At 59.9% G+C, this 24,273-nt stretch carries 21 protein-coding genes; 13 read left to right on the top strand and 8 right to left on the bottom strand.

Going from position 1 to position 24,273, the window contains the following annotated elements:
• Positions 1-174: 174 nt before the first annotated feature.
• The gene (locus ACQY4V_RS01900) at positions 175-1,473 is read right to left on the bottom strand and encodes a hypothetical protein (protein ID WP_428515253.1); all 1,299 of its coding nucleotides are present in this window, start codon (positions 1,471-1,473) and stop codon (positions 175-177) included.
• A 425-nt stretch (positions 1,474-1,898) separates the two neighbouring features.
• On the opposite strand from ACQY4V_RS01900, the gene ACQY4V_RS01895 reads away from it, so the two are divergent.
• The gene (locus ACQY4V_RS01895; RefSeq protein WP_428515252.1) at positions 1,899-2,354 is read left to right on the top strand and encodes an exonuclease domain-containing protein; all 456 of its coding nucleotides are present in this window, start codon (positions 1,899-1,901) and stop codon (positions 2,352-2,354) included.
• 243 nt (positions 2,355-2,597) lie between these two features.
• Here ACQY4V_RS01895 and ACQY4V_RS01890 read toward each other — a convergent pair whose 3' ends face one another.
• From ACQY4V_RS01890 to ACQY4V_RS01880, 3 genes are all read right to left on the bottom strand, one after another.
• Complete coding sequence (locus ACQY4V_RS01890; protein WP_428517329.1) at positions 2,598-3,872, bottom strand: O-antigen ligase family protein; 1,275 nt, start codon at positions 3,870-3,872, stop codon at positions 2,598-2,600.
• Positions 3,872-5,314: a GumC family protein gene (locus ACQY4V_RS01885; protein WP_428515251.1), complete on the bottom strand. Its 1,443-nt coding sequence runs from the start codon at positions 5,312-5,314 to the stop codon at positions 3,872-3,874. The genes ACQY4V_RS01890 and ACQY4V_RS01885 overlap by 1 nt, the downstream gene beginning before the upstream one ends.
• Before the next feature lie 115 nt (positions 5,315-5,429).
• Entirely contained in the window at positions 5,430-6,044 is a 615-nt protein-coding gene (locus ACQY4V_RS01880) for a LuxR C-terminal-related transcriptional regulator (protein WP_428515250.1), read from the bottom strand.
• Positions 6,045-6,330: 286 nt separating this feature from the next.
• On the opposite strand from ACQY4V_RS01880, the gene ACQY4V_RS01875 reads away from it, so the two are divergent.
• The 3 genes from ACQY4V_RS01875 to ACQY4V_RS01865 all read left to right on the top strand — a co-directional run bounded on the left by ACQY4V_RS01875 (position 6,331) and on the right by ACQY4V_RS01865 (position 10,839).
• A complete protein-coding gene (locus ACQY4V_RS01875) occupies positions 6,331-7,716 on the top strand; it encodes a WecB/TagA/CpsF family glycosyltransferase (protein ID WP_428515249.1) in 1,386 nt (461 codons plus the stop codon).
• A 115-nt stretch (positions 7,717-7,831) separates the two neighbouring features.
• On the top strand, positions 7,832-8,344 hold the full coding sequence (locus ACQY4V_RS01870; RefSeq protein WP_428515248.1) for a molybdopterin-dependent oxidoreductase: 513 nt from the start codon (positions 7,832-7,834) through the stop codon (positions 8,342-8,344).
• Positions 8,341-10,839 carry an ATP-binding protein gene (locus ACQY4V_RS01865; RefSeq protein ID WP_428515247.1) on the top strand — a complete coding sequence of 833 codons (2,499 nt, stop codon included), beginning with the start codon at positions 8,341-8,343 and terminating at the stop codon, positions 10,837-10,839. Before ACQY4V_RS01870 ends, ACQY4V_RS01865 begins: the two co-directional genes overlap by 4 nt.
• 3 nt (positions 10,840-10,842) lie before the next feature.
• On the opposite strand, the gene ACQY4V_RS01860 is transcribed toward ACQY4V_RS01865, so the two are convergent.
• A complete protein-coding gene (locus ACQY4V_RS01860) occupies positions 10,843-12,057 on the bottom strand; it encodes a polysaccharide biosynthesis/export family protein (RefSeq protein ID WP_428515246.1) in 1,215 nt (404 codons plus the stop codon).
• Positions 12,058-12,267: 210 nt separating this feature from the next.
• Between ACQY4V_RS01860 and ACQY4V_RS01855 the strand changes: the two genes are divergently transcribed.
• From ACQY4V_RS01855 to ACQY4V_RS01825, 7 genes are all read left to right on the top strand, one after another.
• Positions 12,268-13,482, top strand: coding sequence for an oligosaccharide flippase family protein (locus ACQY4V_RS01855; RefSeq protein ID WP_428515245.1), 1,215 nt, complete (start codon positions 12,268-12,270; stop codon positions 13,480-13,482).
• Positions 13,479-14,402, top strand: coding sequence for a glycosyltransferase family 2 protein (locus ACQY4V_RS01850; protein ID WP_428515244.1), 924 nt, complete (start codon positions 13,479-13,481; stop codon positions 14,400-14,402). The genes ACQY4V_RS01855 and ACQY4V_RS01850 overlap by 4 nt, the downstream gene beginning before the upstream one ends.
• Before the next feature lie 11 nt (positions 14,403-14,413).
• Positions 14,414-15,400 (top strand): glycosyltransferase family 2 protein, encoded by a 987-nt coding sequence (locus ACQY4V_RS01845; RefSeq protein ID WP_428515243.1) that lies wholly within the window; start codon positions 14,414-14,416, stop codon positions 15,398-15,400.
• Between the two features lie 31 nt (positions 15,401-15,431).
• Positions 15,432-16,481 carry a glycosyltransferase family 4 protein gene (locus tag ACQY4V_RS01840; RefSeq protein ID WP_428515242.1) on the top strand — a complete coding sequence of 350 codons (1,050 nt, stop codon included), beginning with the start codon at positions 15,432-15,434 and terminating at the stop codon, positions 16,479-16,481.
• 183 nt (positions 16,482-16,664) lie between these two features.
• Positions 16,665-17,123 (top strand): hypothetical protein, encoded by a 459-nt coding sequence (locus ACQY4V_RS01835; protein ID WP_428515241.1) that lies wholly within the window; start codon positions 16,665-16,667, stop codon positions 17,121-17,123.
• 640 nt (positions 17,124-17,763) lie between these two features.
• The gene (locus ACQY4V_RS01830) at positions 17,764-18,177 is read left to right on the top strand and encodes a hypothetical protein (RefSeq protein WP_152491515.1); all 414 of its coding nucleotides are present in this window, start codon (positions 17,764-17,766) and stop codon (positions 18,175-18,177) included.
• 315 nt (positions 18,178-18,492) lie between these two features.
• The gene (locus ACQY4V_RS01825; protein ID WP_428515240.1) at positions 18,493-18,855 is read left to right on the top strand and encodes a hypothetical protein; all 363 of its coding nucleotides are present in this window, start codon (positions 18,493-18,495) and stop codon (positions 18,853-18,855) included.
• Here the strand turns inward: ACQY4V_RS01825 and ACQY4V_RS01820 are convergent.
• The 3 genes from ACQY4V_RS01820 to ACQY4V_RS01810 form a co-directional block, all read right to left on the bottom strand.
• Positions 18,843-19,031, bottom strand: coding sequence for a hypothetical protein (locus ACQY4V_RS01820; protein ID WP_428515239.1), 189 nt, complete (start codon positions 19,029-19,031; stop codon positions 18,843-18,845). The two genes, ACQY4V_RS01825 and ACQY4V_RS01820, sit on opposite strands and share 13 nt — an antisense overlap.
• 526 nt (positions 19,032-19,557) lie before the next feature.
• On the bottom strand, positions 19,558-21,819 hold the full coding sequence (locus ACQY4V_RS01815; protein WP_428515238.1) for an adenosylcobalamin-dependent ribonucleoside-diphosphate reductase: 2,262 nt from the start codon (positions 21,817-21,819) through the stop codon (positions 19,558-19,560).
• Positions 21,820-22,255: 436 nt separating this feature from the next.
• Positions 22,256-22,495: a hypothetical protein gene (locus tag ACQY4V_RS01810; RefSeq protein ID WP_428515237.1), complete on the bottom strand. Its 240-nt coding sequence runs from the start codon at positions 22,493-22,495 to the stop codon at positions 22,256-22,258.
• 255 nt (positions 22,496-22,750) lie between these two features.
• On the opposite strand from ACQY4V_RS01810, the gene ACQY4V_RS01805 reads away from it, so the two are divergent.
• Both ACQY4V_RS01805 and ACQY4V_RS01800 read left to right on the top strand, forming a co-directional pair.
• Complete coding sequence (locus tag ACQY4V_RS01805; protein WP_428515236.1) at positions 22,751-23,197, top strand: DUF1489 family protein; 447 nt, start codon at positions 22,751-22,753, stop codon at positions 23,195-23,197.
• Between the two features lie 320 nt (positions 23,198-23,517).
• On the top strand, positions 23,518-24,117 hold the full coding sequence (locus tag ACQY4V_RS01800) for an outer membrane protein (RefSeq protein ID WP_428515235.1): 600 nt from the start codon (positions 23,518-23,520) through the stop codon (positions 24,115-24,117).
• The last annotated feature ends 156 nt before the right edge of the window (positions 24,118-24,273 follow it).

Raw genomic sequence — 24,273 nt, 5'->3', positions numbered from 1 at the left:
GATCAGTCGTCACTCTGGCTCTTTACAAGGGTTTTGAATGCTGGTCAGAGAACGATTTGGCGAGGTGATTGCGTTGCAACCCAACTGAGGCACAGAAAAAGTCTTTGCTTCAGATGCTTCTCAAATCAGCCGCTTTGTTTGGTGGATTATTCGGATAATCTATCCAACAAAGCTTCATAATTGAGACCCAAAATTACGCTCGATTTTTCGATACTGTCCCATAAGGTATGTTTCCAATTTAGGGAAAGCTACCTCACACACACGATCTAAGATTGATTTATAACCAGATAGAGAATTATCACGATTCTCAACACTATTTCTTCTAACAACTATCCCTTCGTATCCCGAAGCTGCTGCATCATAGAGTTCGCTGTAAAGCTTGCCTTTGATAAACCTCTCAGAAGTAGAAAGCGGTCGGTCCGGGTACTGGGGGGTAACTCGAACGCCGTGTTCATCTTCAAAATACAATTTTGAAAACAAGCCGTCGCCGCCGCTGTAAGCTAATGCTAAATAGTTTTCGAATGAAATTTTGGAATTGTTATCTTTACAAGAAGCTATTGCTCGATCACGTGATAATTCATGAATCTCGGGATATTTTAATCCAGATGAAACCACTGCGTTGATTGATCTCTTTAAGTGCAGATTTGGACAAAGAACGGCCAATGACTTGGCTGTATCTTCTTCGGCAAGCCCCAGTACACCATAAAATCCACCAGCCAATTTCCAAGCTACTTCACTTTTTTCAGTAGCGTCAAGGTGAGGCTCAATATCAAAAATTGCACTTCCACTTTCAAATTTCTGTAAATTACACTCCTCCTTGGTGAATGAAAAGCCAACGCTGGCCAAAGACTTTGACGCTGCAGGAGAGATGCCACCCATGCGCGCCTTTTTCCAAATCTTGAGCTTTGAGACAGGTAGACCAGAATTCATGAATAGCTGAAGAGCCCTCGTGTCATTTGAGCTAAGCGCTTTCCAGAAATTTTGCTCACCCCAAGGCAAACCGATATTTGAGAGTTCTTTTCTGGGATCTGCACTGGTTTCTTTCTTTGCATTATTCGCTAAATTTTCAGTCGCCTTGGCCGTTCTTGAACTTGTCTCTGCGATGTTCTCTGTAGCGTCTGCAATGCGAACATTTGTATCAATCAATTGGGTCATCTGATTTTGCATATTCTGAAAAGCTGGCACCTTGGATGCCAGTACCCCATTCTCATCGGCATTTTGCACGAAGCTTTGGGACATCCAGAGACCCAACGACAGAACCATCATAATGGTAGTGAAAGGTAGCAGCCTATGCGCGGCTTCTCGAGCCATTTTTATCGATTGGAGACCCAATAGGATCAGGGTCAGTCCCAAGAAGCTGATAAAGGCCGTCATAGCAAACGGAAAGAGGGGCTGAGCGAGGTCCAAAAACAACGTGAGAGCTGTGCCGACTGACAAAAATCGAGTGAAGGAAGATGCCAAGAGTGCTTTCATGAAATTGTTACCGGAGTCTTTATTTCAGTTCGTGAGTAGGAATGGCGCGTGTGCGCCATATCGACAGCATCGAGTGCCTGCATGAAACTTGAAGGGGATTCAATCCGAAAATCGAGAAGCTCTTCAGAACCAAGCAAAAACCTTAACCGCCCTCACTAAGTAAATGTTAGAAAAGGATAAAAAGGCCTGAAAAGGCTAAGGTTTTGGGGCGAACCTGATAGACTCTGCGTGTCGTTGAGAGGAGCGCCCCGATGCCGAAATAGCCCGCCCTCCCGAGCATGATTCATGCACTGAAGAAAAAGGTGACGCGGCGGCAGCAGTTCCCGGCGAGGATGCATCTCCTCGCGACGGCAGAGTTCTGCGATGCTTATTTCCCTGCGTAGATCTTCGAATATGATGCGGATCTTCTCTTCCGAACTGAACTGGTGCCATGTCTTGCGACGGATGCCCTGTCGAGGTTCTCACCGACATACGTCGATCCATGCACCTCGACATGGGCGTTCACAGGCCTGCACGGTGTAAGCCAATCGACGGTCAGGGGCGCGCCCAAGTTCGCGGAGGCCCTCTCCTTGCTCGAGGTCCCTCTTGGCGGTGTGACGATCTACCAGCATTCAGGTTTCGACCGCAGCGCTTTCCGGGCTGCATGCGCCCTGCTACGACGAAACGAGCCTCTCTGGATCTGGCAGAACAGCGTGATCGTCGCCCGCCGCGCATGGCCAGAGGTGAAGGGAAACGGCGGCCACGGCCTCGCATCCCTCAAGACCCACTTGCGGCTATCCTTCGAACACCACGATGCCGGCGAAGACGCCCGCGCCGCAGCAGAGATTGTTTTGCACGCGGAGAAGGCGAAGGGACGAGAGATTTGCCTTCATGGTTCTTGACCAAAACCAAAGCTGCCGGGCACTTGGTTGTTATCAGAGATCGTTGGCCTCTTTCGAAAAATGGGCGGATTGCGGACCTTCGCCGCACCTGCGCGAAGCTTGATGAGCCTCAGTTTGGCTGAATTACAGAAGTCCAAGGCCTGTGCTTCTTAAACGCATCGTCCGTAATTCATTCTGCGGCAGAACGCAGACAATAGGTTATAGTTATGCTCAGTAGGCGATCCTAACTGCCACCAGACGCAATTACGGCAATCCTCGAACAAACGAACGACTGCATTCACGGGTATGTATTCCAAGGCACAATAGTACAGGCCAGAGCAAATATGCCTCGATTTCTATGTTCTCTCCGAAGGACAGCAAGACGACGACCATACATAACCCGAGCGGTAAGCGGCCGCGCGGACTGAGGGCTGCGTCTTTGAATGCGAGCGAAGTTTGCCAGATCAACGGACACGCCAAGGCTATAAACCCCACCAATCCCTTGACGAACAGGAGCCCAAACCAAGTATGGTGCGTGCCGATCGGCATGTATTCCACCAAGTGTGGACCTGGTTGAACGGTGCCGTGTCCGAACCACGGTGCATCCTCCTGCCAACGCTCTTGGGCGATACGTTGGAGTGTCGCTCGAACGCGCGTGCTGTCGGCACGGGCAGATTTGAAGCCATCGACGCCTGCGCCGATCTTTTCCAATAGCCACGGTCCAGTGACGGCAAGGGATGCCGTGAAGGCCGCAAGTCCAGCCCACGCCCAGCTACGAATCACCAGAGGCACGAGGCGAGGGCCGACCGTACAAGCCACCAGCCCTACGAGCCCCATACGGGATTTCGACGCGAGGATCATCAAAGTGCCCGCGGCGATGCCGGCCGCGCGCCAGCGCCCTTCCTTTTCCTCAAGGGCAAACAGCACCATGACCACGCCGAGAAGTGCGGCGAAAGGCGACCAAGGCGCATAGAATTGCCATCTGGGCGTCCATGACGCGGGATCGAAGGTAAACAGGAAGACCGTAAAGTATTCGGGCCCCGGGCCACCAACAGCTTTCAGGGGCGAGGTCCAGATGCGCTCAGGCAAACCGATGTAGGGGGCGACAAGCAGCACTGGCGCGATGCAGAGCGTCCAGAAGCCGAGGCGGCACTGCGCACGGATCAGCAATTCTCTTCGTATCGGGAGAACGGCGCCCGCCAGCGGGAACAACGCGAGAAGCGCCCATCCTTTTGCCCAGCCGATCGAGGATTTAATGGTTTGTTTCAGCCCAAGATCCCAATTCAGATGCCCGGCCCACAAGGCGACGAGCATCACCAGCATCCCGATGATCCATGCCCAGACAACAGGCGGGATCGGGCCCGTGGCCCGCAGGTCAGACCGTATCGCCGGCCCAAGGTATAGTGACAATACGGCCAGCCCAGCGATGAGCCAAGCCAGCACCGGCCCAACCACATATAGCGCCCCGAGTGCATAGAATGGCCAGGTCCAGAGGATTGTCTTCCAGACCATGGCCTCGGCCGGGTTTTCGGGTCGCATCATGCCATGCGACCCTTTTCGGAAATCAGCTTTTCGATCAGGATGCGTCGGATCCACGCGAGCGAAAGAGCGAAGATCAGCAGGATGCTGGCGGCGGCACCGGCGGCGATGGCAAGTTTCTTGCGAGGGGAAGAGGAGTCTTCGGGCAGGGTCGGATCTTCGAGCACTTGGACAAGGGGATACGAGGCGAAAACGTCGGCTTTGCTGGACTGGGTGCGTGCGATCGCCGACGCGAAAACCGCTTCGGCCACGTTGAAATCGCGCTGCAGATCCTCGAGGCGAGCCGCTTTCGGCGCCAGCGTCTCGATACGACCGGCCTGAACCGATGCAAGTTCGCGCAGCTCCCGCAGTTCCGCCAACAACCCGGCGCGAGAAGCGTCCTGTCTAACGAGTTCGGTCAGGAGTGCGTCCCGGGCACCATCGAGGGACCGCTCAAGCGCGCTTGCGTCACCGGTTAGAGACACGGCACGCGCAGTGGCCTCGGACCGGGCAGTCTCCATCGCCGCGAGGGCCTTGAGCACTTCAGGGTGGCGCTTTCCGTATCGTGACCTGGCCCGTGCCAATTCTGTCTCGGCCTCCGCCATCGCATCGATGAGTGCAGTATAGGCGCCATCCCCATTCAGGCGCAGGATGCGTGCGGCCGTTTCCGCATCTGTCCCAAGCTGAGTTTCCAGACCCGCAACAGCCGCCGCGCTACGCTCGTATTCTGCCGTGGCAGTGTCGATCCGCGCGCGCAACAGATCGAGTTCGTCGACCTGGCGATTGTATTGCCCTGCCGAATGAAGACCGGTCTCGGCGCGCAGTTTCTCGATTTCCACGCGCGTCGCGGCCACTGAGTCCTTGTATTCGGTTATCGCATTGAGGCCGCCAGTCTGGCGGCTGTCCATTTCGTCACTGCGCAGGCGGTCAATCTCGTCGAAAAAGGCGCTGAGCAGTGCGGCATTGCGCGCCTGCGCCGTTTCGGGGGCCGGCCCGGTGATCTTGACGTGGATGAATGCCGTCTGATCGACCAGCTTGACCTGGGGCTTTCCAAATTCTCTGGCTTTGATGCCAAGACGACCGGCGGCGTCCTTGATCACGCGGTCCGCGGCGAGAAGCCGCTTGTAGGTTTCCGTCGGGCTGATTGAGTTGCTGGAAAAGGCGGAATTTGCATGGCTGGAGGCCTGCCCGATTTCGGCAAGGTTGACCGACGAAGCCGACCCCGAGCCAGGCAGGATAAGTGACATGTGGCTGGCAAAGCTGGGCGCGGCGGTTTTCAGATACCCCGTGATCGGCGCCCAGATCGCGGCAAGACCCAACGCGCAGATCCACACGTAGCGCGGGATACGCCCGCTGTCGGTCGGCGCCCCGCCCATGAGCGCACGGCGCACCAGCTTGCGCATGGCGCCCGGGGCGCGGCGCGGTTTCGGTATATCTGTCGAGGCAATGTTCCGTGTGGTCATCGGCGATCTCCTTCGCCGCAATCCCTATCCCGGATCTTGTTGCAATTCGCCTGCGCGACTGGTGGGTCACGTGGGGCTTTTGCCCTGCCTTATATCCTTCCGGACAGGAGCCCTATCAGAAGATGCCGGCATCCCGGGCCACGATGGCCGCTTGTGTACGGTTGTTGACCTCCAGCTTGCGGAAGAGGGTCTTCATGTGAAGCTTGATCGTCGGCTCGGTCAGATCGAGGTCACGCGCGATGGCCTTGTTCGACTTGCCTTCGGTCAGTCCCTTCAGAACTTCCTGCTCACGCTTGGTCAGCTGCTCTGCCATGGCGTGCGGTTCTTCCTCTTCCTGAGCTTTCATGAAATCGATGGGAGCGTATTGCTCACCCATGGCCATGAACTTGACCGCATTCACAAGAGACTTGGCCGGCAAGGTCTTGGGCACAAAACCGGCGGCGCCGAGGCCGAGTGCTTCTTCCGCGATATCGCGGGTGGCCTGCCCGGAGATCAGCGCGACCCGCTGACCGCCTTCCAGTCCTATCGCCTCCGACAGGCTTTCAAGCCCTTTCATGCCCGGCATCTTATAGTCGAGCAGAACAAGATCGTAATGCGCATCCTCGCAAATCCGCCGTTTCGCCTCTTCGAAGTTCGACGCGCTTCCCAGTTCCATATCATTGTCCGCGCTTAGGAACGCGATGAGCGTATCACGCAGCAGGTCATGGTCGTCGGCAATCAGCACTCTCATTTCAATCTGGCCCTCGGTGAATCGATTAATGCAATCTAAACGCGACTTAAGACAAGATTACGGCATTGGGTAGAAAATTTAACGGGGAAACAGTCTACCTCATGTATCCATCCGGGTAGCATCGACACCGCCTACAGCGCGTCGCACAGCCTTTCGAGCGTGAGACACGCATCCGGATGCGCAGTGTATCGAATGCGTTCCCCGGTTATACGGCCGGGAAATTGCGGTGCGACAGTTGGCGAGGGCATGAACCGGGAAAGCTCAATCCCATCCCCGGAGACCCGACATGACCCGACACCACCCTTTCTCAACGGTCGAGACCGGTGCAACACCTGTTTCACCGTCGCTCGCCCGCAGAACTATCCTTGGCTTGCCGCTCGTCGATGCGACGACTGAACAGACCATGGAGCACGTTCTTTCTGGTTCTGTGCGGAGCGTGTTCTTTCTGAACGCCCATTGCGCGAATATCCGTGCAGGCGACCGCGGCTATGCCGCTGCGCTTGGCCGAGCCGACCTGATCCTACCGGACGGCATTGGGGTCGAGTTGGCCGCCCGCATGAGCGGTGCGGGTTTGACTCAGAACCTTAACGGTACGGATTTCACGCCGGCTCTTCTGGCAGAGGCAGCACGGCGGGGGCTATCCGTGTTCCTGTTCGGGGCAACCCCCGGCACGGCAGAGAAAGCGGCAAAGAAACTTGTGACCACTATTCCCGGTTTACGCGTCGCCGGTACGCTTGATGGCTATGATGGCGCCGCCGACGAAGACGCCGCCGTGGCCCGGATCAATGCCTCCGGCGCCGATATACTTCTTGTCGCAATGGGCGTACCTCGGCAGGAAATCTGGATAGACAGGCATCTGTCGGACCTGTCTCCGCGCGTGGTCCTTGGCGTAGGAGCCCTGTTCGATTTCCTGGCTGGGAATGTCACTCGGGCGCCAAGACCGGTCCGGGCTGCACGCATGGAATGGATCTGGCGTCTCGCGCAAGAACCGCGGCGCCTGGCAAAGCGATATCTGCTCGGCAACGCCGCATTCCTGTGTCGCGCCGCCGTTCACGCGGTGCGGATGGCCGGCCCGGACGCAATTGGCAAGCGATGCTTCGACATGGTCACGAGTGGCTTGGCTCTTTTGGCTCTTTCGCCCGTACTGCTCTGTGTCGTGGCTCTTATCAGGCTCGATAGCAAGGGGCCCGCCCTTTTCAAGCAGACGCGCGTCGGTCGCGACGGGGCTCCTTTCACGATCTACAAGTTCCGCACAATGCATACGGATGCCGAGGAACGACTGGCCGCAATACGGTCGCAGTCCGATCGCGAGGGTATCTGCTTCAAGTCGCGCCACGATCCGCGTGTGACCCGAGTTGGTCGATTCCTGCGTCGCTATTCGGTCGATGAACTGCCGCAGATCCTGAATGTCTTTCTGGGTCACATGTCAGTTGTCGGGCCACGCCCGGCACTTCCGCGCGAGGTTGCAGCTTACCCGGCTGCGGCTCTGGAGCGGCTGAAGGTCCGCCCCGGCATCACCGGACTGTGGCAAGTCTCTGGTCGCGCCGATATCGGGTTTGACAAGATGATCGACATGGATGTTGCCTATGTCCGATCCAATAGCATGATCCTCGATCTGATGCTGCTTTCCCTGACAGTGCGGGCAGTTTTGTCCGGGCGAGGAGCTTATTAAACTATCCAATCGTACCGCGGACTATCCGAACGGATACAAGTCTGATCCTTATGACCAGCATACAACATCACGCAGAAATGCGAAAAACTGATTAACCAAGATACAGGAGCATCAAATGAATTTCTTGCGCGTCGTCCCGGCCGTTGTCGTTGCAGTCAGCCTGTGGGCGCTGCCGGCACAAGCCGAAAGCCTGCCATTGCCCGAGGGTCGCGTCCTGCTGACTGTTTCCGGCGATATCGAAATGACCAATGATGGCGAAGCCGCGACTTTCGATTTGGAAATGCTGCGCGCACTTGGCGAGAGCGAAATCAAAACCGATACCATCTGGACCCCCGGAGACCACGTTTTTACAGGCGTGCGGCTCAAGACTCTGCTCGATCACCTCGGCGCCGACGGCAGCACGATCGAGGCGACCGCGATCAACGACTACAGCGTGTCGATACCGATGGCCGACGCGACCGAGGGCGGGCCGATCATTGCCTATGCGATGGACGGCAAGGAACTGTCGCGCCGTGACAAGGGACCGCTCTGGGTGATCTATCCCTTCTCGTCTTCCAGTGACTACCGGACCGAAGTCATCTACTCTCGCAGTATCTGGCAACTCGATCGGATCACCATAAAGGAATGATTGAAGCCACATCGCAACAGCGATCACGCGACACTGCACTATGGCGCCGGGGCCAGCTTTTGCTGGTCCTGGTTGGTTTGTTGTGCGTGCTGTCCATCACGTTCCTGATTTCCGAGATCATCCGCGACCTGCGCTTTTTGAACTCTGCCCGGTCCGACAACGTCCACTGGGTGCTGTCACAGGCGGAGGTTGAGTTCCTTGACTTTCGAAACGCCGTACAGACCGCGCAGTCAGGCACAGATCCGGACGCACTAGAGGAGTTGATCGTCGAGTTCGACGTATTCTACAGCCGAGTAGATACTCTGCACACCGGCACGCTTTATTCGGAGTTACGAAAAATCGAGGCTTTCGGGCAATCGATCACGACGATCAGAAACAGGCTTGATGCCGTGATCCCGATCATCGACGGACCTCGCGATGAATTGCGCGCCGCGCTCCCCGCCTTGAACGAAGTCGCGGATGAAATAAGACCACTGCTGCGCACGGCCGCAACCACGGGTCTTCAGTACTTTGTGGAACGGTCGGACCAAAGCCGTGAAAACTTCGCCTCCACCCTGTTGCGCCTGGCCCTTATTGCTGCGGCGCTCGTACTGGCGTTGATCGTATTGCTGGGTCATACCCGGCGGGTGGGCAAGCAAACGGAAACCCGGGGGCATGAACTGGCCGATGCCTACTCCCGACTCAATACCATCCTCGAAACCTCCTTGGATGCGGTCATTGTCGCGGATCTGGACGGGCGGATTCTGAATTTCAACAAGGCCGCGGAACGCACTTTTCAGTATTCAACAGATGAAGTTCTCGGAAAGAACATCGCGGATATTGTCGTGCCGGACCACCACCGTGCAGCCCATGACGCCGGAATGCACCGCATGCGCGTCTCGGGTGAGCAGCGCGTGGTTGGCCAAGGCCGGGTTCGGCTTGAAGCCAAGCGGCGCAATGGTGAGATATTCCCCGTCGAGCTGGCATTGGAAATGGCGGAATCAGGCGAGGACGAGATGATCGTCGCATTTCTCCGTGATATTTCTCACCGTGTTGCAGCTGAAACCGAACTGGTCGAGGCCCGTGACAAGGCACTTGCAGGAGAGAAGGCCAAAGCCGACTTCCTGGCCATGATGACACATGAAATCAGAACGCCGCTGAACGGGCTTCTGGGCAACCTCGCTCTTCTCGAGAAGACATCGCTCTCGGTGACTCAGGACCGGTACGTGCGAAACATGGACATATCGGGGGGCGTGCTGATGCATCACGTCGACGCGGTCCTCGATGTCGCCCGTTTCGAAGCCGGCGCCGCCGAGCCGCGCGAGGAGGTCGTGCATATCGGGCGTCTAATACAGGACATCGTGGACTCGCAGGCCAGTGCGGCCGAGGCGAACGGCAACCATATTCAATGGGGTTGGATCGGTGATCCGGCGACGTGGGTGCGCATTGATGCTTCGCGTCTGCAACAGGTGCTGCTGAATCTCGTCGGCAACGCTATCAAGTTCACTCGCGACGGACGCATCGTGATCGAAGGGGAGTGTAACCAAAGCGGTTTGGATCTGCGGGTGATCGACACGGGTGTTGGTATATCCGAAGCTGACCAAGAACGGATATTCGGCGACTTTCAGACAATCGACAGCGCCGGTGAAGGTGCGCCCGCCGGGACCGGCCTCGGCCTTGGCATTGCCCGCCGGTTTATCGAGGCGATGGGCGGAGAGATCGGAGTCGAAAGTACAGAAGGTGAGGGCAGCGTGTTCTGGGTGAGCCTGCCTTTGGTCTGCGTCGATGGCCCCGAGAAAGAAGATGTCACGGTAACCGCGGGGCCCAATGAACAAGGTCGAAATATCCTGTTAGTGGAGGACAATGAGATAAACCTCGAATTGGCAGGGGAAACACTGTTTGGCCTCGGCCACAGTGTAACCGAAGCGCACAACGGCCAGGAAGCCGTAGAAGCCGCGCAAGAGGAACGTTTCGATCTCATCTTGATGGATATACGGATGCCCGTGCTTGACGGGCTGGGTGCAACCCGCGCCATCCGCGCTGGCAACGGTCCTAACCGAGATGTGCCGATCGTGGCGTTTTCGGCCAACGTTTTGCCGGAGGCCAAGGACCGCTTTATCGAGGCCGGGATGTCTGGCTTTCTTCCAAAGCCCCTTGTCGAGGAAGAACTCGTGCGGGTTATCAACCAATTCACGTCCGGCGAGCAATCGGCAGTCGAAGCATCGGTCGCTCCGCAAAAGGAACAGAATACCTTGGATCGCCTGACTGCCCGCTACGTGTCACAGACGAACGCGCTCTTCGACTGGCTTGACACCAGACCGGACGACATGTCCGAGATTGCCGCAGAAGCGCACAAGGTGGCCGGCAGCGCCGCCGCATTCGGTCAACCCGACCTGCGCGACGCGCTGGTCGCTGTTGAAATGGCGGCAGACAGCGCGGATCGCGACCTTATGGAGCGGGCAATCGAAACAGCCAGGCAGACACGAGAGCATCTGCCCGACCCTTCGCTTTCCTGACCATCAGTCGACGATTGCGCCTGTGGCCACAACCGCACCGATGATCTTTGCAACCTCGGTAAAGTTCGTGACACTGCTGTCGTAGCAGGCGATCGCGTCACCCGGCAGTAGATAGGGGTCGTAATCGTCCCGATCCGCGCGGCGCAGCATATCTTCGATCTTGCGCTCGATCACCGTCGAGACGCCCGTGATCGGGTCGCGCGTGAACAGGACGGCCGAACGTTTTGCGCTGGTTGCCCGCGCGCCACCGACACAGTTGGTATTGACCACTGCCTGCATGAACCTCGTCCCATAGGGAACTTCGCGCACCTCTCGGCCCACGGCCGATGGCGCATTGCCGGTCGCCGGCTGGGTCAGGTTCGACAGGAACAGGGATATGCCGGGCGGGCTGATCGGGCTGGGACGCATCAGGTCGTCCTGGAAACACTGGCGTGAAGGCACCCTGATCTCGTCGCCGGTCAGCAGCATCACGTCGACAGCATTGCGGCCTTCGAAGACGCCGCGCATGTCGAGGACATGCCGGGTTCCGTTACGGCGCAGTTCCACGGCGGACAGGTCGGCATCCGGGCGAACGCCGCCAACCGCGCGCAGCGCCGCCGAAAGATTGCGCGCCTCGGTGGATGCGCCGAGTGCCGCTTGCCGCGCCCGGTCGATGTCGTCGGCGACACGGGTGCCGATCTCTATCGCGTGCCGCTCAAAAACCGCTCCGGAAACCGCCACGTTGACGCTTGCGAAATCGGAGACACGCGCAGAGATGCGCGGTGCCTCGTCGTAGAAACCTTCCTGCACCAGAAGGCGCGCGATCTGTGCTTCAATGTCTCCGGTGCTACGCCCTTGCGCGCGTACCGGTGGCAAGAAGGGTAGCTTCAGGTCACCGTCGCGCGACACGACGTAATCACCGTTGAAGGTCTCATCGTCGGAAACTCTGATATCCACCAGATCATTCCGCGACAGGCGCTCACCGCGCAGACCAGATGCGACAAAGCCACCTGCCTTGCTGCCTGCCCCATGACCAGTCCGGCATTTCAGCGTGTTCATCCGCTCAGACTGCAGGATCGGCTGTTCCTCTGGATTGCGGGGTGGCTCCCGGTACTGGGCTTGGTACGCGCCACCGCTTTTGACGGGCGCCAGGTTCTCGGGCGCGGGGGCATCGCCGCAAGCGGCGGTGAGGGCGAGGCTCAGGCAAGAGCCGAGCAGGCGTGTGCGAACAGCAGTCATGATTCTTCCTAAGTACAACTTAGCGTTTTCTAATGCAGGGTTTTGTTCGCTCCACGCGTTCAATCGGGTGGAAGTGTGACCCGAAAGGATAGGTGACCACTCGATAGCGGCATCTTGCTCTCCCGCCGCGCCAACGACGGGCGTGTCATTGGCGGGTAGGAATAGCCAACGTTGAATGAAAGCCAAGCGACCGTGCCCAGACCTTCCTCCATGTTCAGTCACCTGATTGCCTACGGTGCCTCCGAGATCGCGACCAAGCTGTCGCGTCTCGGTGTCGTCATTGCCGTGGCCCGCACGCTCGACGTGGCAGAGATAGGCGTGGCCGCCGCCGCGCTGGCGATCGGGGACCTGTTGAAGTCGCTGACGCAGAACGGCATCGGGCAGCGCATCATCGCCGCCCCGGCATCCGAGCTTGCACCAACCTGCAACCGGGCGCGTGACCTCTTCTGGGTCTGGTGCCTTGGTCTTTTCACAATCCAATGCGTCATCGCCGGTGGCGTATGGGTGCTAACCGGCAACATTGCAATGGCCACGCTGATCCTTGTCCTGGCTGGCGAGTACCTGTTCATGCCAGGCGGGCTGGTCCAGGCGGGACTTGCCATGAGGGCAGGCAAGCTCAAGCAGACCGCCGCCATCGCCGGTGGGCAGACCGTGCTGGCGAACCTGATCTCGGTGGCCCTCGCAATGGTGTGGCCGTCGGCCTTGGCGCTTGTCTTGCCACGGCTTCTGACCGCGCCATTCTGGCTCGTGGCGATGCGCCGCCTGCACCCGTGGCACAGTACTCCAGAGCACGGCAAGGCTGCGACCCGCCCGTTCATTCGGTTCGGCTGGCCGATCCTGAGCACCGAGATGATCATGACCGCACGGTTGCATGCCGACAAGCTGATCGTCGGCGCGCTGCTCGGCCCGGAAATTCTCGGCCTCTATTTCATGGCCTTCAACGCCGGCCTCAGCCTTGCCTCCTCCTTTTCGGCCGCTTTCGCCGCGGTGCTTTTCCCGCATCTCTGCGCGCACTCCGACCGTTCCGCGGCCATGCGCCAGGGGTTCGCCCTGTCCATCGGCATCGTGGCACCCGCAGTCATCCTGCAGGCCCTGCTCGCCGAGTGGTATGTGCCGCTGCTGCTTGGCGAGGGCTGGGACGCCTTGGCGAAACCGGTATCCATCCTTTGCCTTGTCGCCATCCCCACAATGCTCTGGACGGCGACCGCCGGCTGGCACCGGGCCGAGAACCGCCCGATGCTGGAACTCAAAGGTACAGTGCTGCTGACGGCGGCGGTCATGCTGAACGTCGTGATCGCTGCTCCCTTCGGCCTCAACGCCATCGCCTGGGGCTACTTGGTGACGGCCAGCATCATCATGCTGCTGCTCTCCCGTCCGGCCCTGAAATTCGCCTTTACTCCGATCCCTGAGAGCGCCCTGGCATGACCCGCATTTCCATTGTCATTCCTGTTTTCAACGCCGCCCACACGCTGCCAGCCACCATCGCAGCATTGCAGGACCAGAGCTTCACCGATTGGGAGGCGATACTTGTGGAGGACGGATCGGCCGACAGCAGCTGGAGCGTCGCCAGATCGTTGGTGCAAGGTGACCGTCGCCTGAAGCTGGTGCGCAACCCGCGCAAAGGCCCCAGCGCCGCTCGCAACCATGGTGCGATCGTGCAGTCCACCGGCGACATCATAGCCTTTTGCGACGCCGATGACATCTGGCAGCGTCACAAGCTGCGCGATGTTGCGCAACATCTCGGCAGGGGTCAGGTTCAGGCCGTCTTCGGGCGGGTCGGTTTTTTCAACGAAGACCCCGGTCACGTCCGCACCTGCTCGCGCGTGCCGGCAAGCGACGTGACCGTCCCATCGTTGCTCGGCGAGAACCCGGTCTGCACGCTGTCCAATCTGTCTCTGCGCCGCGACACATTCGAAAGCCTCGGCGGTTTCCGCGAAGACCTCATTCACAACGAAGATCTGGAGTTCCTGGTCCATCTCGTGGGATCCGGCCACCGCCTTGTAGGGCTCGAAACGGATCATGTGCTTTACCGGCTCAGCCCGCGTGGCCTATCCGCGGAAATCGACAGAATGCGGGCCGGACGGTGTGCTGCCCTCGAGACCGCGGCCCGGTTCGGCTTTCGCACCGATCCGCGGGCGGAGGCCGTGCACCTGCGCTACCTCGCGCGCCGGGCCCTTCGCGTCGGTGCTCCCGCCGCCACCGTGCAGCGTCTTGTCCTCGAAGGATGCTACCAGCATGCCTCCGCCTTTCTTCTACCGGCCCGCCGCGGTGGGCTGATCGCGCTCGCCGCGCTGCTGCTGCCGTTTCTACCCGAACCCACCCGCCAATATCTTTTTGCCAATTGAGGATCTGTCCCATGCCCTACGCTACGATCGTCGTTCCCGCCTACAATGCCTCCGCTACACTCCCTGCGACGCTTGCCTCGCTCAGCGCACAGACATTCCGTGATTTCGAGGTCGTTATCATCGATGACGGATCGATCGACGACACGGCCCTGATCGCCAGTATCCACGCCGCCTCGGACAGCCGGTTTCGGGTTCTCCATCAGTTCAACCGTGGGCTTGCAGGCGCACGCAACAGCGGCATTGCAGAGGCGCAGGGTGAAGTCATCGGGTTTTGCGACGCCGATGACCTTTGGATGCCCGAAAAGCTTGCCACGCATGTAGATCACCTGCTTGGAAAGCCTGACGTGGGTATCAGCTATTCCGGCTCGGCGATGATCGATGAGGCAGGCCAACGCATAGGGCATGCGCAGCGCCCCCGCCTTTACGGCGTGACGCCAGCCCATGTCTTCAAACGCAACCCCATCGGAAACGGATCCGCCCCGGTTATTCGTCGCGAGGCGCTTGCAGAGATTGCTTGGCGACCCGCTTCAGAGATGAAACGCGACTGGATCTTCGACGAAACATTCCGTCAGTCCGAGGATATCGAGTGCTGGATGCGTCTGTGCCTTTGTACCGATTGGATCATTGCGGGCGTTCCCGGCCTGCTGACGGAATACCGTGTCAATTCCACCGGGCTCTCGGCCAATGTGGACGCCCAACTCGCATCATGGGAGCGCATGGTGAGCAAGCTGCGCCCAACGGCATCGGAGTTTTTCGCGAGATACGAGGCCGCGGCCCGCGCCTATCAACTGCGCTATCTTGCCCGTCGCGCGGTCAGCAGCGGGGACGGAGAAACCGCCTGTGCCTTGATTGCCCGCGCATACCGTGAGTCCGCCCGCCCGATCCTCGAAGAGCCGCTGCGCAGCGTGTCGACCCTGCTGGCGGCCCACGCCACGGCGCGGTTCGGCGACCTGCCGATGACGCTTGCCCGTTCCGTATTGCGCGTCGCCCGCGCGTGACCTCGAAAGAAAAAGAAAGAGAGAGAGATCCATGACCAACCTTCCCCACGTCCTGCACCTTGTCGATGATGCCACCCCGGGCGGCGTGAACCGTGTTCTTCAGCATATCCGGACCTGTCCCATGATGGCCCGATCTGCCCGCCACAGCTTGCGCGTCGTATCGCGCAAGGGCGCTTTGCCGATTTGCGATGCGGATATGATCGTCTCGCACCTCAGCCTGAGCTGGCGCAGACTTCCAGCACTTATCGCGTTCCGCGCCCGTCATGCCAGCAAACCGCTCGTACATGTGGAACACAGCTACACAGAGGCTTTCACCGCTTTGAACGTTCCCTCCAAACTGAGGTTCTTCACGATGTTGCGGACATCGCTGGCTCTGTTCGACAGTGTCGTCGCTGTCAGCCATGCGCAGGCAGAATGGATGAAGCGCTGCCGCCTCGTTTCACATGACGCGCTTCGCATCATCGCACCGGTGGTCGATCTGCAAGACTTTCGCTCGATCGAAGCTGCAACACGCAAGCCGCAAGTGATCGGCGCAATCGGTCGGCTGCATCGCCAGAAGGGATTCGACATTCTGATCCGTGCCTTCCAAAGATTGCCGAACAAGGATGTTTCGCTGCACATTCACGGCACCGGCCCGGAAAAAACGGAACTGCGCGCACTGGCTGCCGGTGACCCGCGCATCCGGTTCTTCGGCCACTCTGATAGTCCGGACCGCGTAATGCAGTCGGTCGATTTCGTCGCCATCCCGTCGCGCTGGGAAGCCTTCGGATTGGTGGCATTGGAAGCACGCGCTGCCGGACGTACTATCATCTGCTCGGATATCGATGGCCTGAAAACGAGCGCAGGTGCCGAAGCCACATTCGTCGCTGGTCACAGTGAAATCGCTTGGGAGAAGGCGCTTGCTGCAGCGTTTGAGGTCAATCCGGCAACCCGGAGCGCCGAGCGGGCCTGCGATTGCGAAAGCGCTTTCGCGTCAGCTTGGTCACGACTGATCGACCACCATATCGGTTTCCATGCAACAAAATCATCGGCCGAAAGCCTCACCCGAGGAGCGAGTGTGCAGTTGGATAATGCGATTTAGCATGACAGAAGATTCCGATAAGCGCTCGCTGCGGTGCGGAATTCTTGATCCGTTGAATGTCGGCTAAGGGCCGTTCTCGATAGTTCGACAGTCGGGGCGGCTACCTCTACTCGAGGCAAGCTCGACGTGTCGACATCCAGTGCCCAAAAAACTTAGGCTGGCAAAGTGCTGGCTCCCGAAGCCGTGGACGACGCGGACCCGGACATCGAGTTGCAGAATTCCTTGCCGGATGTGTGGTCGGTGCGCATCTTCGTGGCGCTCTGCCGCAAGCACAGGGTGCGACCGTATCGCTATCCTCGGCAACGGCGCACCCCCCTCATTGTCCGGACGCGGCAAATCAGCTTCGAGCGCACGGTCGCAACCGAGTTCCGCGCACTCTACCGCGAGTCAACGGCGTATTTCGACGAGACGGTGAACCACCTCATCTCCGACGCAATGAAATCCGATGGCGACGACGAAGCGCTCGAGCGGCGCCAGCTTCCGAGATTTCACGCCGAGCCAACCCGTCGGCCTGGGCGGGGACAGCAAGGACTATTCCGGGCAAACCCGTCGCGGCGCTGCGTGCGCCGACAATCCTGGACCACATCACCAAGGGCAATCCGGCACCATCATGTGACGTTGTATTCTGGGATCCTGATGTAAGGGTCAGCATGCTCCTTCTGGTCAAATAGAACGGGCGCCACCGCGCCCGTGGAAGATTCCCGTCGGTGGCCGGGACTTCGAAGACCGCCTGGGACGGCCTTCTCTGACAGACGAAATGGAACTTCGCTTCGGATGCACGTTGTCGCTTCCGCTCACGCGGATAGCACCAGTTCTGGGGAGTGATCAGGTCCCCGCAGCGCGCTGCGTCTTCAGTGGTGCACAACAATGTTCACGAGCGCCCAGACCTTCTGGGTCTTGCCCTGCCTCCTTTCTCGTAGCTCGTCGCGCGGCCCTTAACGGCAACTCCATGCCGGTCCGTCATACCAAAGAGATGGAATGATTGATTCCAGCCAAAAGCATTTTCTCGACAGAGATCAAAAAACTTTGTGGCACCCGCTTCCACGGCCAAGGTCGGCATTCGGCGACAAGGGCCCGATTGACTTGGAAGCAAAACTCCCCGCCGAACTGAAAAAACTGAAGTTTTTGCTTCGTGCCGCCGGCGATTGGCCAATCTTCATATCAAGACACGGAAACAACGACCATTCAGCCGAGGCAGCAAAAGGAGGATCATCTCGGAGAAGCACATGCGGACGGCTTGATGCTGCCACGAATGGCAGATGCGCAACCAAGGAGGACCACCATGCTGCGCAACTTACCTACGAAGACCCTGTCCGCAGACCTGCAACTTGCTGCCGCACGGGCGCATTTTGACAAGCACGGATCGGCTCTTTGCAACGCCGCGGGGCTAATCGACGGCGAGGCCGGAACGGCCCGCGTCCTGCGTTTGATGACCGGCTTGCGCGAAGCGTCGCGACTTGACCGGGCGACGCGGCGCAGGCTCGTCGATCTGCACCGGCTCTTGTCCCTCGACCCCGTCATCGACGAGCTCGAACCGGACCTGTCACATTGGAGCCTCCTCGATCCCGCGAGCATCGAGGTGGAAGAGCTCTGCCTGCTCACCGACCGGCTCTATGACCTCCTCGTCGAGATCGGAGAACTGGACGACGAGCGCGATGCGCTGGCGCTTGCCCTCCCGGCGCGGGACGCCGCTTGACCTGTGGCGCCGGCCATGCGCGGTTTGCACGGTCGGCGTCATGCCCTCGGATGAATACAAGGTCCAATACCCAGCCTTCCACCGTCGTGGAACGTCTTCGCCGATGCGGCGCGACAGCAGAAAAAATCAGCGCCCGGTAGATTTCTTCTTCGTCATCCCGATGAACGACCAATGTTCTCATGACCAGCACCGAACACCAGCCATTGAGAACAACCGAAAGGAACCAGCCAACGCTCAGCTTCTCCCTGCGACGGAACATGACGCCGATGAACCAGGCACACCACCGTTTCCGACACTGCATGAAGGGAGAACATCATGCTCAATTCAACCACCCTCACCACCACCACCGACACCGCCGAGGCGCGTCTCGGCGCGGCTTACATTGTTGAGCAGCACCTCCGCCGCCACGGCGCGAGCCTCTGCGACCTGCTGGATGCGCTCGATGATCCGAGCGGGTGCGCGGCGCTCTGTGACCTGCATGCCGCCTTCGGTCAGCCGATCCCGAACGCCGATGCCGTGGAGGTCGCGCTGCGCGACATCCGGCGCATCCTGGCTGACCAGCCACCCTCATCGCTCGACCGGATCGGTCAAGAGCGAGGCCTACCAGCCTCAGTCATGATCCTTTGGCACGGCGCGCGCGTCAGCGAGCTGCTCGCGCGGTTCCCTCACGCCGAGTGAAACTCGGCCGTGTCTTTCAGGTGGCGCGCAAGCGCCGCCTGAGCGTCTATCCTGACAAATTCGGGATGGAGCAGGATATCTGTGACGTTACGCTGTGGCTCATCGAGAAGCACAGCCTGCCTCATGTCCACGCCTGGGTGATCCGGCCCGACACGCAGATCGACCGGAATGATCAAAAGTACCTCCGAAGACACTTACGGTCACCAGTTCTGCGACGGGCATGACTCGAAACACGAAGCCATTCGGGCGTAGGCGCGAGTCGAAGTTGCCCTGCGCCACTGGCGATCGGCATGAAAAACCAAATGGTTCTCGAAGAAGGGCGGCGAAAGCCGCCCTTTTTTTGCGCCCCGTTACGTGGGTCGTCGTTCCAATGTTGCCTATCGCCTCATCTCATGACTTCGAGACAATGACTGACGCACTCACCTCGGTGAACTGGTGAACGGTGGCATTTGCGCAAAAGTCCAGGCGCGCTATCGGCCCAGACCAAACCCAAGAAAAATTCCCAGTAGCGCTTCTGTTGCGTGTTTTCACTTCCCAAACCCATCTGGGCAGACTCGAACCCTCGCTCGCGCGAGAAAACGCAGAAAAACCAGAAGATCCAGCGCCTAAGCCCGATTGACCTTTTTCGCTTGCAAAATGGACATTTCAAGCCCGCCGGTGGCCATTAATTGGTAGTCAGAACATGCGGTCCCTCCGCCCGCCTCACGCGCATTTCGAATGCCCGCAGGACGCACAGGTCAGGCAGCCTTCGACCTTGCGCATGTCATAGCTGCCGCAAGACGGACAGGCCGGGCCGCGCGGCGCCTCCAGGTTCACCACGTTGGCCGTCGGGTCTTCCTTCAGGCCCAGCCCCTCGCCTTCGAGAAAGCCGATATTGATCATGTGGTTTTCCAGCACGCCGCCGATGGCGGCCAGCATCGAGGGAATGTACTTGCCATTCATCCACGCGCCGCCCCGCGGATCGAACACCGCCTTCAGCTCCTCGACCACGAAGCTCACGTCGCCGCCGCGCCGGAACACGGCGCTGATCATGCGGGTCAACGCCACGGTCCAGGCGAAATGCTCCATGTTCTTGGAGTTGATGAACACCTCGAACGGCCGCCGCCGCCCATCCAGCACGATATCGTTCACGGTGACGTAAATCGCATGGCTGCTGTCGGGCCATTTCAGCTTGTAGGTCGCCCCCTCAAGCTCCGTCGGCCGGTCCAGCGGCTCGGACATGTAGACCACCTCGCCGCCCTCCACGGGCATCGGCACCTTGTCCTCGGACGCGCCCACACTCAGCACGCTGCCGGTGATCTCGTTGGGCCGATAGGTCGTGCACCCCTTGCAGCCGGTGTCCCAGGCCTGCATGTAGACTTCCTTGAACGCCTCGAAGCCGATGTCGGCAGGTACGTTGATCGTCTTGGAAATGCTCGAGTCGACCCATTTCTGCGCCGCCGCCTGCATCTTGACATGCGCCTGCGGCTCCAGCGTTTGGGCATTGACGAAATACTCGGGCAGTTCCGCGTCGCCCTTGGTTTCGCGCCACATCTGCACGGCGTAATCCACCACCTCTTCCTCGGTGCGGCTGCCATCCTTCTGCAACACCTTACGGGTGTAGGAATAGGCAAAGACCGGCTCGATGCCGCTGCTCACGTTCCCGGCATAAAGGCTGATCGTCCCGGTGGGCGCCACGCTGGTCAACAGCGCGTTGCGAATGCCATGCTCGGCCACCGCCGCACGCACGTCCTCGTCCATCGCCTGCATCATGCCGCTTTGCAGGTATGGCTCCGCCTCGAACAGCGGAAACGCCCCCTTCTCCTTCGCCAGATCGACCGACGCCAGGTACGCCGCACGGGCGATGGCCTTCATCCACGCCTCGCACTGCGCCGCCGCCTCGTCGTCGCCATAACGCAGCCCGCACATCAACAGCGCATCGGCCAGCCCCGTGACCCCCAGCCCGATCCGCCGCTTGGCTTGCGCCTCGGCTCGCTGCTCGGGCAGCGGAAATTTCGACACGTCCACCACGTTGTCCATCATCCGCACCGCCGTGCCCACCAACTCGGCCAGCGCATCCGCGTCGATGCCCGCGCTGTCCTCAAACGGGTCCGTCACCAGCCGCGCCAGGTTGATCGACCCCAGCAGGCACGCGCCATAAGGCGGCAACGGCTGCTCGCCACAGGGGTTCGTCGCCGCGATCGTCTCGGCATAATGCAGGTTGTTGGCCTTGTTGATCCGGTCGATGAAGATCACGCCGGGTTCGGCGAAATCATAGGTCGCCCGCATGATCCGGTTCCACAGGTCCCGCGCCTGCACCGTCTTGTAGACCTTGTCCCCAAAGACCAGCTCCCACGGCCCGTCCGTCTTGACGGCCTCCATGAAATCGTCCGTCACCAGCACGGAAAGGTTGAACATCCGCAGCCGCGCCGCATCGCCCTTCACCGCGATGAATTCTTCGACATCCGGGTGATCGCAGCGCATCGTCGCCATCATCGCCCCGCGCCGGCTGCCGGCGCTCATGATCGTGCGACACATCGCGTCCCAAACGTCCATGAAACTCAGCGGCCCGCTGGCATCGGCGGCCACACCCTCGACCAATGCGCCCTTCGGTCGGATGGTCGAGAAATCATACCCGATCCCACCGCCCTGCTGCATGGTCAGCGCCGCCTCGCGCAGACCCTCGAAGATACCGCTCATGCTGTCGGGGATCGTGCCCATGACGAAACAGTTGAACAGCGTCACCGCCCGGCCCGTGCCGGCGCCCGCCGTGATCCGCCCCGCGGGCAGGAACCTGAAATCCTCCAGCGCGCGATAGAACCGCTCTTCCCAGATCCCGGGGTCGTCCTCGGCCTGCGCCACCGCCCGCGCGATCCGCCGCCAGCTGTCCTCCACCGTGCCATCCAGGGGCGTGCCGTCCGCCTCTTTCAGGCGGTACTTCATATCCCAGATGGCCTCGGCGATAGGAGCAGCGAATCGAGTCATGCGGGGACCTGTTTTGTCTAGTGTTTTCGGGCAGCGATAGTGGCGAGCGAGACGTAACACACTAGTCGTTGTAGCCGTTCGGGTCAATCCATCCGAACTATCTTCTGCCACGCTGCAGCCCTTTCCTCTGGCCGAAAATATCCCAGGGGGTTTGGGGGGCTGCCCCCCCAACGAACCTGCGGTTTGGAGGGCCGCCCCCATTCTTTACAGCGGTTTGGGGGGCTGACCCCCAAAATAGGGCCGGGGGTTTGGGGGCAAGCCCGTTACCAGATATGTTGAAGGACCACGTATGACCCCGAACGCAAAATGGTTCTAAACATGCTTATGGTCTCGCAGAAATCTGCGGGGGCGGGCTCAATTGTCCCGGACGTCGGCTATCCCGGGCAAGGCGGACATTATTCCATCAGTTGCCGAAAGTGTTGATCACGGTTGACGTCTACGGGCGAGGAAACACGCCGAACAACAGCAAGCCGCTCGAAAGTATCGCTGCGAATACCAGCAGCATCTTCCGGTTAAAACCGTAGCTTTCGTGAGTTGGATCACGGAGATCCGTGTGTTTGAGCGGCTGCACGAAAAAATGTCTGTAGAAAGTGAAAACCATAAAGCTGAAAAAGGCTATCAGCCATACGGCTTCCGCGGCCACCCGTCCGTACTCAATCGAATCTTGACTTAGCATTCTCAGTGCCTCCTGACGTCAGGATATTTCGGCATTTACATCATTCTCATGCAAGGATTTGAAGCAGACGTGTTGATGATCGCAACCAACATTGTAGCGATCATCAACACGTCTGGTAAGGGGCTTGGTTTGGGGGCCCCGCCCCCAAGGCCTGCGTGGCCCGAACGCAATCAACCCTGCGTGCCAACGGCACACCACAAGGTCGCACCCGCTTGAATTCCCCCGCCCCAACCATAGGATATGAAAATGGTGGACATGGGGACAGTCGTGGCAGATCCGAAAATACATCTCGTCAAGCTCTCGGTCGGCTCGGAAACCGTCGAAAGCCTGATGGAATGGCAATCCGGCAAACAGGCCCACGGCCCCGACGGCCTGCCGCGCCACGTCACCCGCATGTGGCCCCGGCGCGAGGCCGAGCTGCTCGAGGGCGGCTCGATCTACTGGGTCATCCAGGGCCTTATCCAGTGCCGCCAGCGCATCCTGCGCCTTGACGAGGTGACCCGCGCCGACGGGATCCGCCGCTGCGGCATCGTGCTGGACCCTCAGATCATCCGCACCACCACCGCCCGCAAGCGCCCGTTCCAGGGCTGGCGCTACCTCGCGCCCGCCGACGCCCCCGCCGACCTGCCGCAAAACCGCCAGGACGAAGACGCGCTGCCGGCGGATCTCAGCGCCGCGCTGGCCGATATCGGCGTGCTCTGACCGCGCCCCTCTTTCCTGCAATCGAACGAAGCACCCCGGCCCGCGCCCTGCACCAGCGCACACCATTCTGATCATGTGCGAACAACGCCGCCTGAAACCGGCAAATTTCCGCGCTTACACCCTGATAAAACGGTGTTTTTCAGCGGCTTTCCGCCCGAAAAACGCCCCGCTTCCGGCACCCGGCCGCCACTCACGCGCAGGTGATCGAACGTGCTCCGCCACCCCCCTTGCGGTGTCACCGGTCAAGGCCATATCTGCCCGACACAGCGCCGCTAAGACGCGCTGCGGAACGAAGCAGAACTTGCTGAAAGGATAGCATGATGAAACGAGCAACACCGATCCTCGCGACCGCCCTTGCCCTGGGCGCCGCGCCCGCATTCGCAGGCAACACCACCCCCCCGATGGAAGACAACACCGTCGCGGCCCCCGCCCCGGTGGCCCCGGTCCCGACCAATGTCGGCCCAGACTGGACCGGCTTTTACGGTGGTGCCCAGCTGGGCTATGCCGATATCGACACCAACGTCGCCGGCAGCGATGACGGCGTGATCGGCGGTGTGACCGCGGGTTACGATTACGACTTCGGCACGTTCGTGCTCGGTGGCGGCCTGGACTACGACTTCGCCGACATCGGCGTGGCCAACAATGCCGCCACGGTCGAAAACGTGTTCCGCGCCAAGGCGCGCGGCGGCTACAAGCTGGGCGACGGCCTGCTCTATGCCACCGGCGGGTATGCCCAGGCCGATACCGACAACCTCGGCAGTGACGACGGTTACTTCGTCGGTGCCGGCTACGAGCACATGATCACGCAGAACTTCTCGATGGGTGGCGAACTGCTCTATCACGAGTTCGACGACTACAACAGCACCGCGGTCGACGTCGAAGCCACGACGCTCCAGGTGCGCGGCACGTTCCGCTTCTAATCCTGCACACGCGCGATAGCGCGTTGACCGGACAGGCATAGGCCCGGACCGACATAGATCGGCCCGGGCCTTTTTCGTGCCGGCTTTGCCCGCGCCGAAGACCAACCTTTCGGAACGCAGATCGCGCGGCTTTGTTCCAATTCCCGCCCTGGGTGA

This window comes from Roseovarius sp. (genome assembly GCF_965277045.1).
Classification (GTDB): domain Bacteria; phylum Pseudomonadota; class Alphaproteobacteria; order Rhodobacterales; family Rhodobacteraceae; genus Roseovarius.
The sequence above is the reverse complement of the archived record's forward strand: the minus strand, read 5'-3'. Positions and strand labels throughout refer to the sequence as shown.